The sequence below is a fragment of the Planotetraspora silvatica genome (genome assembly GCF_016863315.1).
GTDB lineage: Bacteria > Actinomycetota > Actinomycetes > Streptosporangiales > Streptosporangiaceae > Planotetraspora > Planotetraspora silvatica.
In genome coordinates this window covers 214,700-228,146 of sequence record NZ_BOOQ01000013.1, presented here as the reverse complement: position 1 = coordinate 228,146, position 13,447 = coordinate 214,700, and the positions used below count along the sequence as shown (strand labels likewise).

Genomic DNA, 13,447 nt, shown 5'->3' with positions numbered 1-13,447 from the left:
CGGGCTTCCGTTCCGACTACGAGGCGTACGCCTCGAACTCGGAGATCTGGCCGGCGGGCCAGCCGGTGTTACCGGTGATGTTCAGCCGCAGGTAGCGCCTGCTGGTCGCCGGGAAGGTGATCGTCGCGGTGTTGCCGCTGGCGGGGTTGAACGTGTAGCCGGTGGATCCTGTGATCGTGCTGTAGGCCGAGCCGTCGGTGCTGCCCTGGAGGGACAACGTCTGGGTGCGGGTGGCCCAGGCGGCGGCGGGCGGCAGCTTGAGCACGACCTTGCTGACGCTGGTGGCGGAGCCGAGGTCGACGGTCAGCGTCTGGGGGAAGGCGTTGTTGGCCGACTCCCAGTAGGTGTTCGCGTTGCGGTCGTCGGCGTTGCCGGCCACGTAGACGTCCGAGTGGCTGCTCGCGCTGATCGGCCTGCCCCCGGCCAGGTTCCCTCCGGCAGGAGGAGTGGGCGTGGGGGTGGGAGTCGGGGTCGGGGTGGGGGTGACGGGCGGCGGGGTCGATCCGGACCCGTAGACCTCGAGCGCCGAGAGTTGCCCGGCCGGCCAGCCCGTGTTGCCCGTGACGGTGATCCGGACGTAGCGGGCGTTGGCCGCGTTGAACGAGATGTCCACCGTGTTGCCGCTCGCGGGGTCGAAGGTGCGTCCCGCCGACGCGGCGAGCGTCGTGAAGTTCGACCCGTCGGTGCTGCCCTGAACGGACAGGGTCTGGGTGCGGGTGGCCCACGCCGAGCTCGGCGGCAACTTCAGCGCGACCCGGTTCACGGACGCGACGCCGCACAGGTCGACGGTGATCGACTGCGGGAAGCTGTTGTTTGCCGACTCCCAGTAGCTGTTCGCGTCGCCGTCCACCGCGTTCGCCGGGCCGAACGACTGAGTGCTGGTGGACGCGGTGGCGGGCTTGCCCCGGGCCAGGTCACCGGTCCCGACGGAACAGGTGGGCGGAGTCGGAGTCGGAGTCGGCGTGGGGGTCGGGGTCACCGGGGGAGTCGGGGTGGGGGTGTCCGGCGGCGGGGTGCCGGTGCCGTCGTAGATGTAGTTCGGCGTCGGCCACTGACCGGTGCAGGTGGTCGAGGACGGACTCCAGCCGGAGTTGCCCGTGCCGTACCCGGGGGAGAACGCGGTGCCCACGCAGTTGTGGATCGCGGTCCCCGCGCCGATGTGGGCGGCCGTCACGTTGTTGAACGTGGTCGTCGCGCCCGACTGCGCCTGGATCATGTAGGTCCCGGTGCCGTCGATCTTCACATTGGAGAAGTTGACGGTGCTGGTGGTGCCCTCGATGAACTGGATGGCCTCGTACGAGCTGTCGATGATGTCGGTGTCGGTCACGTTGATGGTCGCGTTGACGGGTTCGTTGAGCCCGTCGAACCAGATGGCGCCGACGCCGAAGTTCCAGTTGAAGTCGCTGTTGCCGGCCCGGATCAGGGTGTTGCGCGCGGCCGTGATGGTGCCGGCGACCGCGGTGCCCTGGCCGGAGTTGACGCCCGGATAGCGGTTGGCGATGTGGATGCCGCCGCCGTTGGTGACCGTGTCGCTCACCACGTTGTCGGTGATCTTTATGTCCCTGCCGCCGTAGGTGACGATGTTGTTGGCGAGGACCGGCGCGACCACGGTGTTGAAGGTGAAGGAGTTGTTGACGTTCGCCACCCGGTCGGGCCACATCGCCAGGCCGTCGTCGCCGCTGTTGCGCACGAAGGTGTTGGTCACCGTGGAGTTCGTGACGCCGGTGTGGAAGTTCACGCCGTCGGCGGTCTGGTCGAGGATGCGACTGTTCTTGATGGTGAAGTTGTTCATCGGGCCGTCCATCCAGGCCCCGACCTTGGTGTGCTGGATCCAGAGGTTGTCCACCACGGAGTCGGTCATCGCGCCGCCGAGGGCGTTCACCTGGTCGTCGTCCACCCGCTCGGTGATCTCACCGATGATGGCGAAGTCCCTCAGGGTGACGCCCCGGCTCGGGCCGCCCGCCTCGTGGGACCGGATGGGACCGGTGTATCCGCCGCCGCTGACGTACTTGCCGTAGATGCCGGCGGCGCGGTTGCGCTGGGTGGGGTTGCGGCCGGTGAGCACGCTGTACCAGGGGCCGGCGCCGCGGAGCGTCACGCCGTCCACGACCACGTGGTCCCAGAGCGTGTAGGTGCCCGCGGGGATGTAGACGGCCTTGCCCTGGGCCTTTCCGGCGTCGACGGCCGCCTGGAACGCGGCGGTGGAGTCGGTCGTGCCGTTGCGGACGGCGCCGAAGTCGTCGACCGACAACGATCCGGCGGGCTGGGGGATCGGGTCGGGCACCAACTCGAAGTCGGCGAGGTCCACCACGAACCAGGGGGAGGCCGAGGTGGAGACCACCTGGATCCTGACCTTGGTGCCGGCCGCCAGGGTCGAGCCGAACATGGTGCGGGTCTCGTCGTAGAAGTGGTGGGGCTGGTTGCCCGGCTGGTTGCCGAACGGGTAGCCGCCGTAGTACCAGCCGTACTTCGAGGTGAACGACAGGTCCTTCAGCTTGGTCCCGTTGACGCGCAGGTCGACGGGGGCGGTGATGCCCGTGCCGGCCGAACTGTCCGGCACGCTGTACCGCACCGTCATCGCGTTGGCGGCCTTGGGCAGGGTGAACTCGACGTACTCGCCCGCCGCGTCGAGCCGTACGGCGCGGCGGCCCGACGCCTCCGACGGCAGGCGCGTGTACACCCGGTCGGAACCGATCACTTCACCGTTCGTCGTGGCGGACTCGGCTTCGATCTCGGTGAAGGGCACGGTCGCGCCGCGGCCGGGAACGGAGAAGGGCGAGGGCGACACCGCCGCCGAGGAGGAACTCGGGAACGTGACCACGCTCCCAAGGGCGATCAGCGCCCCGGCCACCGCGATGGCGGCTCCGGATCGTTTCATGAGTGACCCTTTCTGCATGAAGATCCGCGAGGGACGACGGGGACGCTGAACCGTCGACCTCTGCAACATGGTGAGGTGGCCCACACATTAGGTTCACGAACACGCAACTGCAATATTTCGACGAGAAGTCGCAATATCACACCACAGTTACGTCGGTGACCAACCTGCAGGTGAACGGCCTGATGGAACGATCCTCCGCAGGTCAGATTTTCTTGACTGCTGGTGAGGGGTCCTGATCGGCTGCGCAAGCTCATGAAAATGCTTGCGCGATTTGTCGTATAGTTGCGCCTATGACTCGACGGCTTGCGGAAGTGGCCAAGAAGGTCGGCGTGAGCGAGGCGACCGTGAGCCGCGTGCTCAACGGCAAGCCCGGCGTCTCCGAGACCACTCGCGAGGCCGTGCTGACCGCGCTCGACGTGCTCGGATACGAGCGGCCGACCCAACTGCGCGGGGACAGGGGCCGTCTGGTCGGCCTGGTCCTTCCCGAGCTGCAGAACCCGATCTTCCCCGCCTTCGCCGAGATCGTCGGCGGCGCCCTCGCCCAGCAGGGGTTCACCGCGGTGTTGTGCACCCGGACGGTCGGCGGGGTGTCGGAGTCGGACTACGTCGACCTGCTCCTCCAGCAGCACGTCTCGGGCATCGTCTTCGCCGGCGGCCAGTACGCCCAGGGCGACGCGCCCCACGACCACTACGAGCGCGTACTGGAGCGGAAGCTGCCAACGGTGCTGGTCAACGCGGCCGTGGACCACCTCGGTTTCCCCCAGGTGTCCTGCGACGACGCCGCGGCCGCCGAGATGGCGCTCGGGCACCTGCTCGCTCTCGGCCATCGCCGGATCGGCATGCTCCTCGGCACTCCCGACCACGAGCCGTCGCGGCGCAAGCTGGCCGCCTTTCGCGCGTTCGCCGACGCCAACGACCTCGAACTGCTCGCTGACCAGGTCGAACACACCATGTTCTCCGTCGAGGGCGGGCACGCGGGAGCGGCCAAGCTCATCCGGGCGGGCGTCACCGGCGTGATCTGCGCGAGCGACGTCCTGGCCCTCGGGGCCATCCGGGCCGCCCGCCGCGCGGGCCGTGCCGTACCCGAGGAGTTCTCGGTCATCGGCTACGACGACTCGGCGCTCATGAACTGCATCGATCCGCCGCTGACCACGGTCCGCCAGCCGATCGACGCCATGGGCAGGGCGGCCGTCGAGCTGCTGGTGGCGCAGATCGACGCCGCAAGCGTCCCCGCGACCGAGTTGCTCTTCGAGCCTGAGCTGGTGGTCAGGTCCTCGACCGCGCCCGTGCCGCGTACGGACTTGTCGGGCTTGCCGGCCGGGCGAACCGCGTCGTCCCCGGCCTCGGCGGCAGGCAGATCCCCGCAGCGTCTGGCCCCCGTGATCGAGTAGACGTACCCTTTCGGAGCCCCTGGACCCCTTGTGTCCAGGGGCTCCGTCGTTTCACGGAGTGTGACAACGATCATGCGTTGAGGTTTCGCTGGGTTCACTGTCACTTTTTTGCATCATGAATGACAGAGTATTGCTGCGTTCTGCATGTCTCTGTATGTTTCTCGCAACCGAGCTGGATCGGAGGCGCCCCCCATGCCCCCGAGACGGCTAGCTCCAAAACGGGTCGTGGTTCGCCGTTCCAGGAGGGAACAATCATGAAACCCCGCAACCTCTCAATAGTTCTGGCCGCGGGCTTGGCCCTGACGGCGGCGGGCTGTGGCAGTAGCGACGACGGCGCTGGCCCAAGCAAGTCCGCCGCGCCGTCCGCCAACCCCAACGCCCCGGTGTCGATCAGCGTCAACTGTGAGCCGCCGAAGACGAACAAGGTGCAGCGCACGACCTTCGAAGAGGACGTGGCCGCCTTCCAGAAGCTGTACCCGAACATCACGATCTCCAAGGTCACCGACGCCTTCCCCTGCTACGAGCCGAAGACCTTCGAGCCCAAGCTGGCCAGCGGCGACCTCGAGACGGTCTTCTACGTCAACTTCCCCAACGTGGGCCGCCTCATCGAGAGCGGGCAGGCCGCCGACATCTCCTCGTACGTCAACGAGCTGAAGACGTACCCGGACTACAACAGCTCGCTCGACCTGTTCAAGAAGGACGGCAAGGTCTACGGCCTGCCGACCGACGGTTACGGCATGGGCCTGGTCTACAACAAGGACGTCTTCACCAAGGCCGGCCTCGACCCGAACAACCCGCCCAAGACCTGGGCCGAGGTGCAGGCCGCCGCCAAGAAGATCGCGGCGCTCGGTCCCGGTTACGTCGGGTACGGCGAGTACAGCGGCGGCAACACCGGTGGCTGGCACTTCACCGCCTCGCTCTACGGTCGCGGCGGCTCGGTCATCAGCGACGACGGCAAGAAGGCCGCCTTCAACACGCCCGAAGGCAAGGCCGTGCTGCAGAACCTCCAGCAGATGCGCTGGACCGACAACAGCATGGGTTCCCAGCTGTACATCGAGTGGCCGGCGCTCATGAAGGCCATGGCCGGCGGCAAGATGGGCATGATGCTGGGCGCGCCCGACGTGCTCATCTCGCTCCGCAACGACTTCGGCGGCAAGTTCGAGAACTACTCCGTCACCGCTCAGCCCGAGGCCACGGCCCTGCTCAACGGCGGCGCCGGCTACATGATCAACCCGAAGGCCACCCCGGACCAGATCAGGGCCGGGCTCAAGTGGATCGAGTTCGAGTTCCTCACCCCGGGCAAGGGCCAGCTCGACTACGTGCGGGCCAAGAGCCAGGACCTGACCGTCGGTCAGCCCTACCCCGACCTCTACGGCGCGGACACGGCATCGGGCAAGGCGGTCACCGACCTGCGCGCGGCCAACGCCAACATCGACGCCGCACAGTTCGCCGGATGGGTCGAAGGCTCCAAGGGCATCGCGCCGAAGCCGGAGCCGGGGCCGTACGCCCAGGAGATCTACGCGATTCTCGACACCCCGATGTCGGCCGTCCTCACCAGGAAGGACGCCAACGTCGACCAGCTCCTGTCCGACGCCGAGGCGAAGGTCAACTCCATGCTCGCCTCGAAGAGCTGACCGTTCGATAATCCGGGGCGCCGCCCGTGGCCGTCATCTGGCCACGGCCGGCGCCCCGGCAAGCACGTCGAGATCGGAATCACAACGATGACCACAGCGAGTATCCCGGTAACGAACCGCAGGCGGCGGCAGCCCACGAAGCTGCGGCGTGCCGTGCGACGCAATCTGACCGCCTATGGATTCCTCTGCGGCGCTCTGATCTGTTTCGCGTTCTTCTCCTGGTATCCGATGGTCCGGCAGGTCATCCTCAGCTTCCAGAAGACGAACTTCGTGGACGCGCCCGAATGGGTGGGGCTGAAGAACTTCCGCACCGTCTTCAGCGACCCGGCCTTCGCGCCCGCGTGGATCAACACCGCGATGTTCACGCTGCTCGCACTGCTGTGCGGCTACGTGATTCCCTTCATCACCGCGATCGTCCTCAACGAATTACGCCACGCGCGCGCCTACCTGCGCTTCGTCGTCTACCTGCCGGTCATGCTGCCGCCCGCGGTGGGCGTCCTGCTGTTCCAGTGGTTCTACAACCCTGACTACGGACTGTTCAACCAGGTCCTCAGCTTCTTCCACCTGCCCGGGCTCCAGTGGCTCAACTCGAGCGGCACCGCCCTGATCTCGCTGGTCATCGTCTCCACCTGGATGAACATGGGCAGCGGCACCCTGATCTACCTCGCCGCCCTGCAGACCATCCCGAGCGAACTGTACGAGGCCGCCGAGTTGGACGGCGCCGGCCTCTTCAAGCGGATCAGACACATCACGATCCCGCAGACCAAGCTGATCCTGCTGGTGATGCTGCTGCTGCAGATCGTGGCGACCATGCAGGTCTTCATCGAGCCCTATCTGCTCACCGGCGGCGGCCCCGAGAACTCGACGGTCACCGTCGTCTATCTCATGTATCAGTACGCCTTCAACTTCGGCAGCCTGAACGCGGGCAACGCCCTCGGCCTGATGCTGATGCTCGTGCTCATGGTGTTCTCCGCCATCTACCTGCGCATCTCGCGCGACAACACGGTGTGAGGGGAGCGACCATGTCCAACGCCATCGTCACGCCGGGTCGTTCCGCGCAATCGCCGCTCACTCCCGGCGGGGAGGAGCGCGGCGGAGGCCGGCAACGGCGCCCGCGTAAGCCGATCAACACGCAGTTCCGCACCGCCGTCTCGCCACACCAGCTCAACACGACCCACGGCCGGATCATCTACTGGATCGTGCTGGTGATCACGGTCGTCAGCTTCACCGCCGCGTTCGTCTTCCCGCTCTACTGGATGATCACCGGCGCGATGAAGTCGACGGAGGAACTCAACGCCATCCCGCCGACCTTCCTGCCGACCCACTTCTCGCTGGACGGCTACCGGCAGGCATGGGATCTGCTGGAACTGGGCAGGCTGCTCGGCAACACGGCTCTCTACGCGGGCGGCGCCTGGCTGCTGACCCTCGCGTTCGACGTCTCGGCGGCCTACGCCCTGTCCAAGCTCCGCCCGGTGCTCGGCAAGGTCGTCCTGGCCCTGATGCTGGCGACGCTGATGATCCCGCCGCTGGTCATCATGCTGCCGGCATACCTCACCGTGAAGGACGTGCCGTTCTTCCACTGGGACCTGCTCAACACCCCGTGGGCGATCTGGCTGCCGGCCGCGGCGAACGGGTTCAACGTCTTCCTGCTCAAGCGGTTCTTCGACTCGATCCCCAGAGAACTGCTGGAAGCCGCCGAGATCGACGGCGCGTCGCCCGGCCGCATCCTGTGGTCGGTGGTGATGCCGATCTCCCGCCCGATCCTCGGCGTGGTCTCCATCCTCACCGTGGTGAACGTCTGGCGGGACTTCGTCTGGCCGCTGCTGGTCCTGCCGGACAGCGACAAGATGTCCATCAGCATCGGCATCGCCTCGCTGTCCTCGCAGATGCCGCAGAACGTGCTGGTCGCCTCGCTGGTGATCGCGAGCATCCCGACCATCGTCGTCTTCTTCATCTTCCAGCGCCACATCATGGCCGGTCTCACCGCCGGAAGCCTCAAGGGCTGACGCCCTTCACCCGTAAGGAGCTGTATTCAGCATGCCCGGCAGCACGTCCCCGGGGACGATCCAGAATCCCGACGGATGGTGGAGGGGTGCCTCGATCTACCAGGTCTACCTGCGCAGTTTCGCCGACGGTAACGGCGACGGCACAGGTGACCTGGCAGGGCTGCGGGCACGTCTCCCGTATCTTTCCAAGCTCGGTGTGGACGCCATCTGGCTGAATCCGTGGTACCCGTCGCCGATGGCCGACGGCGGCTACGACGTGGCCGACTACCGGAACATCGAGCCGGTCTTCGGCACGCTGGCCGAGGCGGAGAAGCTCATCGAGGAGGCGCACGACCTCGGCATCCGCACCATCGTCGACGTCGTCCCCAACCACGGCTCCGACCAGATGGTCTGGTTCCAGGAGGCGCTGGAGGCCGGTCCCGGTTCGGAGGCTCGGGAGCGGTTCTGGTTCCGTCCTGGAAACGGCGACGGCCCGCCGAACGGCTGGAAGTCGATCTTCGGTGGGCCGGCGTGGACCCAGGTCCCCGACGGCGAGTGGTACCTCCACCTGTTCGCGCCCGAGCAGCCCGACTTCAACTGGAACAACCCCGCCGTGCGGGAGGAGTTCCTCGACGTGCTGCGCTTCTGGTTCGACCGGGGCGTCGACGGCATCCGCATCGATTCCGCGGCCGTGCTCGTCAAGGACCTGGACAGCGTCGAGGAGTCCTACACCGACCACGACGGCGTCCACGAGATCTACCGTGAGTGGCGCCGCATCGCGGACGAGTACGGACAGCGGGTCCTGATCGGCGAGGTCTGGCTGCCCGACCAGGAGCGGTTCGCCCTCTACCTGCGTCCCGACGAGATGCACACCGCGTTCAACTTCGCGTTCCTGGCGAGCCCCTGGGAGCCGGCCGCCCTGCGCGACGTCATCGACATGACGCTGGCCACCCACGTGCCGATCGGCGCCCCGGCGACCTGGGTGTTGTCGAACCACGACGTGACCCGGCCCGCGACCCGGTTCGGCAGGGCGGACACGTCCTTCGACCACGGCGACCGCAAGCACGGCATGCCGTCCGACTTCGAGCTGGGCACCCGGCGGGCACGGGCGGCCGCGCTCCTGGCGATGGCCCTGCCGGGCAGCGTCTACGTCTACCAGGGTGAGGAACTCGGCCTGTGGGAGGTCGAGGACATCCCCGACGACCTGCGCGAGGACCCGATCTGGGCCCGATCGGGACACACCGATCCCGGCCGCGACGGTTGCCGGGTCCCGCTGCCGTGGTCGGGCGGCGAGCCGCCGTTCGGCTTCAGCACGGGTGTGTCCTGGCTGCCGCAGCCCGCGGGCTGGAGCACGATGACGGTCGAGGACCAGCTGGCCGACCCCGAATCGATGTTGTCCCTCTACCGCGCTGCTCTGGGCATCCGCCGCGAGCGGCTCGGAGACGGTGTGATGGCCTGGCTGCCCCTGGGGGACGGCGTCCTGGCCTTCACTCGCGACTCCGGCCTGATCTGCGTGGTCAACCTCGGCTCCCAGCCGGTACGGCTCCCGCCGCACGAGTCGATCCTGCTGACGAGCGGACCCCTTGACGGTGATCTTCTGCCCACCGACACCACCGCCTGGCTTTCCTCCTGAAGGTAGGTCACACCCCCCATGCTCAGATCCCTCTTATCCGTGTCGCTCTTGTCGGGGGCCCTCGCGGCCACCGGTCTCGTAGCACTGTCGGCTCCCGCCTCCGCCTCGGCGTCCCCCGTCGTGACGCGCGCCGCCCTCGCCCCGTCGCTCGTCGCGGGCCGGGGCGCGAGCGTCGACTTCGCCGAGCAGGAGGCGGAGAACGCCACGACGAACGGCTCGGTCATCGGCCCGGATCGCACCGCGTACACGTTGCCCGCGGAGGCGTCCGGCCGTAAAGCGGTCAAACTCACGCCCGGGCAGTACGTCGAGTTCACGTTGCCGAGCGCGGCCAACGCGATCAACGTGCGGTACAGCATCCCCGACGCGCCGGGGGGCGGCGGCATCACCTCGCCGCTCGACGTCACGGTGAACGGCAAGAACCGCACCACCATGACCCTGACGTCGCAGTACGCGTGGCTGTACAACCAGTATCCGTTCACGAACGACCCGAACGCGGACCTGCTGCACCCCGACTGGTGGATCACCGAGTGCGCGTGCGTGCCCAACGCCACGACGCCCACCCCGACGATCACCAAGCCGTTCCGCCCGAACCACTTCTACGACGAGCAGCGTCTGCTGCTCGGCCAGAAGTACCGCGCGGGCGACAAGGTGCGGCTGTCGGTTCCCGCCGGAGCGAAGGCCGCGTGGACGGTCATCGACGTGTTCGACTCGCAGCTCGTCGGCGCGCCGAAGGTCAGCCTGGTCGCGGCGAACGTGCTGGCGTTCGGCGCCGACCCGTTCGGCAAGCGCGACTCCGCCGGCGCGTTCGACAAGGCGATCGCGTTCGCGAAGCGCACCCACCTGAAGGTCTACGTCCCGCCGGGCACCTACCAGGTGAATCGCCACATCATCGTCGACGACGTGACGATCGAGGGCGCCGGCAGCTGGTACACGATCATCAAGGGCCGTGAGGTGGCGCTGAGCACGCCGGCCCCCGACGGTTCCGTGCACACCGGTGTCGGGTTCTACGGCAAGGACGCGTCGGCCGGCGGCAGCAGGAACGTCCACCTGTCCGGCTTCGCGATCGAGGGCGACGTCCGCGAGCGCATCGACACCGACCAGGTGAACGGCATCGGCGGCGCGATGAGCGACTCGACCATCGACGGCCTCTACATCCGCCACACCAAGGTGGGCCTGTGGTTCGACGGTCCGATGAAGAACACGAAGGTCACGAACAACGTCATCGTCGACCAGATCGCCGACGGCCTGAACTTCCACACCGGCGTCACGAACTCGCTCGTGAAGAACAACTTCATCCGCAACACGGGTGACGACGCCCTCGCCATGTGGTCGGAGAAGACCTCCGACGCCAACAACACGTTCGACCACAACACCGTGCAGACGCCGGTGCTAGCGAACGGCATCGCCATCTACGGCGGCACGGACAACACAGTCTCGGGCAACCTGATCGCCGACCCGATCCGCGAGGGCAGCGCCATCCACGCGGGCTCCCGCTTCGGCGCCGAGGCGTTCGCCGGGCACCTGTGGATCACCGACAACACCACGGTCCGCGCCGGCACGTACGAGCTGAACTGGAACGTCGGCCTCGGGGCGATCTGGCTGTACGCGCTGGAGAAGAACATCGACGCGGACATCCAGGTCGTGGGGGACCACTTCCTCGACAACACCTACAACGCGATCATGCTCGTCAGCGACTTCCCGGTGAAGGACCTGTACTCGATCACGAACGTCCACTTCAAGGACATCAGGGTCGACGGCACCGGCACCTCGGTGGTCAGCGCCCGCGTGAAGGGGACGGCGACCTTCCAGAACGTGGACGCCCGCAACGTCGGCGCGGTGGGCGTCAACAACTGCGGGTCGTTCAACTTCACCCCCGCCGGCTCGGAGTTCTCGCTGACGGACTTCGGCGGCAACGACGGCGGCGGCACCACCGGCCCCTGGCTCGCCCCCTGGGAGCTGCCGAACACCATCACCTGCGACGACCGCCCGCCGGTCATCGCGCCTCCGGCCCCGTCCCCGTGGTCATGACCCACTGGGACGGAGCCCTCTGAGCTCCGGGGGGCGGGTCACCACCCGCCTCCCGGACGCCACGCTCAGCGGGCGTCAGGTCGGCGCACGCCGAAGGCGCATCCCGGCCGGGATGCGCCTTTCCGCTGTCTACGGCCCGCCTGGGTCGCCCAGGGCAGGCGGATCGGTCATGAGATGGCGTCCACGCCGGTGCCCCCGTTGGCGCCTGAACGTTGATCAGCCGGTGAGACTGGCGACCGAGAAGTCGCCCTTCTGTACGCCTTCCAGGAAGCTCTCCCATTCGGCGACGGTGAACACGAGAACGGCGCTCTCATCGCCGCTCTTGCCGTCCCGCACGCCGATCGAGCCGTTCTGGAAAGCCACCTCGACACAGCTGCCGCCTGTGCAATTGGAGTGCCATACGGCGCGGTGGAAAGTGGGCTCCATCCCCATGTGCATCCTCTCCGGGAGGCCGACGAGGTCCCTCGCGAGATGTCATCACGCCCGATTGTAAATCTTGTGTCCTGATTTGACTATCTTGGCGAGTCTGGGTCACTTATTCCAGTAGGTGCTTTAGATCACAATTTCGGGGGATGCCGACTGCTGTATTTTGGGGGAAAAATCCATATTTGCGATTTTTGGGGGATTTCAAAATGAGACTCTGAGATGCACCGGAGATGCATCTCAGAATCTCCGAGGCAGCCGATCACACGAGGTGGTCGTACTGACCCTTCCGCACGTTCGCCGCGAACTCGTTCCACTCGGTGGCCGTGTACACGAGCACAGCCCCCTCGGGGTTCTTGGAGTCCCGGACGGCGATCATCTCGCCCATCGTGGCGACTTCAACGCAATTTCCGCCGGTGCACTTGCTGGCGGCACGCCAATCAAGGCCAGAGAAGTGCGCAGGGCGCGAGGACCTCATTGTCTCTCCTTGGCTGGGCCGGCCCATAAAAGGCCGGCAACCGTAATCACTCTGCGTACATCTTGGCCGCTTCCGTGATCAGCGCAAGTGAGGCTCGTGGGTCGAGTGCCGAGGCTCGTAGGTGATCCAGCACCTCTCGGTATTTCTCCAGCTCAGCCGGTCTCTCCAGATAGGTGAGGCCCATCACCCCTTCGATGCACACCACATCGGAGACGGCGGAGTCCGCGATTTCCAGAAGGACGAAGGAATTGTCGAGGCCCATATAGGCCCCCACGCTGAACGGGATGACCTGAAGGGTGACATGAGGCAGGTCGGCGATTTCGATCGCGCGTTCAAGTTGTGCGCGCATCACGCCCCGGCCGCCGACATGACGCCGCAGGACCGACTCGTCCAGCAGGACCCAGTAGTCGGGCGGGTTCTCCTGCATGACCAGTCTCTGCCTTCTCAGCCTGGCGTCGACTCTCTCTTCGAGGACCTCCCGCCGGATGCGGGGCAGCAGTCCCTGAAGGGTCGCGCGGGCGTACTCCTCCGTCTGCATGAGCCCGGGGATCAGACAGGTCGTGTGCTCCGTGATGGCCGAGGCGTCGGCCTCCAGGCCGATGAAGGGCGTCAGATCCAGGTCTTCGTAGTCCGTCCACCAGCCCGGTTGCCGCGCCTCGCGGGCGAGCGTCATCAGGGCGTCGATGAGGGCCGGGTCGGCCGACCCGTAGATGCGGCACAGGTCGCGCACGTCACGCTGGCTGACGCCGCGCTGCGCGGTCTCCAGTCTGCTGATCTTGGCCGGCGAGCAGAGCAACTCCTGTGCCACCTCGTCGATGGTCAGCCCGCTGTTCTGACGGAGTTCTCTCAGGCGATTGGCGAGCTGGCGGCGACGCAAGGTGGGGTTGGGGCTTGCCATCGACGCGGACCTCATTCCTGGCACCGCCGGGGCTCGCACCCCAGGAGACAGACGTGTCCTGGGAGTGGTGACGGTAAGCACCAAAGGTACCCGCCTTTG

10 protein-coding genes are annotated in these 13,447 nt (G+C 66.9%); 6 read left to right on the top strand and 4 right to left on the bottom strand.

Annotated elements, in window-relative coordinates; translation table 11 throughout:
- Positions 1–16: 16 nt before the first annotated feature.
- Entirely contained in the window at positions 17–2,878 is a 2,862-nt protein-coding gene (locus tag Psi02_RS11925; protein WP_203973510.1) for a galactose-binding domain-containing protein, read from the bottom strand.
- A 290-nt stretch (positions 2,879–3,168) separates the two neighbouring features.
- On the opposite strand from Psi02_RS11925, the gene Psi02_RS11920 reads away from it, so the two are divergent.
- From Psi02_RS11920 to Psi02_RS11895, 6 genes are all read left to right on the top strand, one after another.
- Positions 3,169–4,269 (top strand): LacI family DNA-binding transcriptional regulator, encoded by a 1,101-nt coding sequence (locus Psi02_RS11920; RefSeq protein ID WP_203973509.1) that lies wholly within the window; start codon positions 3,169–3,171, stop codon positions 4,267–4,269.
- 254 nt (positions 4,270–4,523) lie between these two features.
- Complete coding sequence (locus Psi02_RS11915; protein WP_203973508.1) at positions 4,524–5,903, top strand: extracellular solute-binding protein; 1,380 nt, start codon at positions 4,524–4,526, stop codon at positions 5,901–5,903.
- An 87-nt stretch (positions 5,904–5,990) separates the two neighbouring features.
- On the top strand, positions 5,991–6,914 hold the full coding sequence (locus tag Psi02_RS11910) for a carbohydrate ABC transporter permease (RefSeq protein WP_203973507.1): 924 nt from the start codon (positions 5,991–5,993) through the stop codon (positions 6,912–6,914).
- A gap of 11 nt (positions 6,915–6,925) precedes the next feature.
- Entirely contained in the window at positions 6,926–7,909 is a 984-nt protein-coding gene (locus Psi02_RS11905) for a carbohydrate ABC transporter permease (RefSeq protein WP_203973506.1), read from the top strand.
- Between the two features lie 31 nt (positions 7,910–7,940).
- Positions 7,941–9,521, top strand: coding sequence for a glycoside hydrolase family 13 protein (locus Psi02_RS11900; RefSeq protein WP_203973505.1), 1,581 nt, complete (start codon positions 7,941–7,943; stop codon positions 9,519–9,521).
- A gap of 39 nt (positions 9,522–9,560) precedes the next feature.
- Positions 9,561–11,549 carry a glycosyl hydrolase family 28-related protein gene (locus Psi02_RS11895; protein WP_239094812.1) on the top strand — a complete coding sequence of 663 codons (1,989 nt, stop codon included), beginning with the start codon at positions 9,561–9,563 and terminating at the stop codon, positions 11,547–11,549.
- A gap of 216 nt (positions 11,550–11,765) precedes the next feature.
- Here the strand turns inward: Psi02_RS11895 and Psi02_RS11890 are convergent, their stop codons facing one another.
- The 3 genes from Psi02_RS11890 to Psi02_RS11880 all read right to left on the bottom strand — a co-directional run bounded on the left by Psi02_RS11890 (position 11,766) and on the right by Psi02_RS11880 (position 13,348).
- The gene (locus tag Psi02_RS11890; protein WP_275415185.1) at positions 11,766–11,975 is read right to left on the bottom strand and encodes a DUF397 domain-containing protein; all 210 of its coding nucleotides are present in this window, start codon (positions 11,973–11,975) and stop codon (positions 11,766–11,768) included.
- Between the two features lie 259 nt (positions 11,976–12,234).
- On the bottom strand, positions 12,235–12,450 hold the full coding sequence (locus Psi02_RS40690) for a DUF397 domain-containing protein (protein ID WP_203973502.1): 216 nt from the start codon (positions 12,448–12,450) through the stop codon (positions 12,235–12,237).
- A gap of 46 nt (positions 12,451–12,496) precedes the next feature.
- Positions 12,497–13,348: a helix-turn-helix domain-containing protein gene (locus Psi02_RS11880; RefSeq protein ID WP_203973501.1), complete on the bottom strand. Its 852-nt coding sequence runs from the start codon at positions 13,346–13,348 to the stop codon at positions 12,497–12,499.
- Between the last annotated feature and the right edge of the window lie 99 nt (positions 13,349–13,447).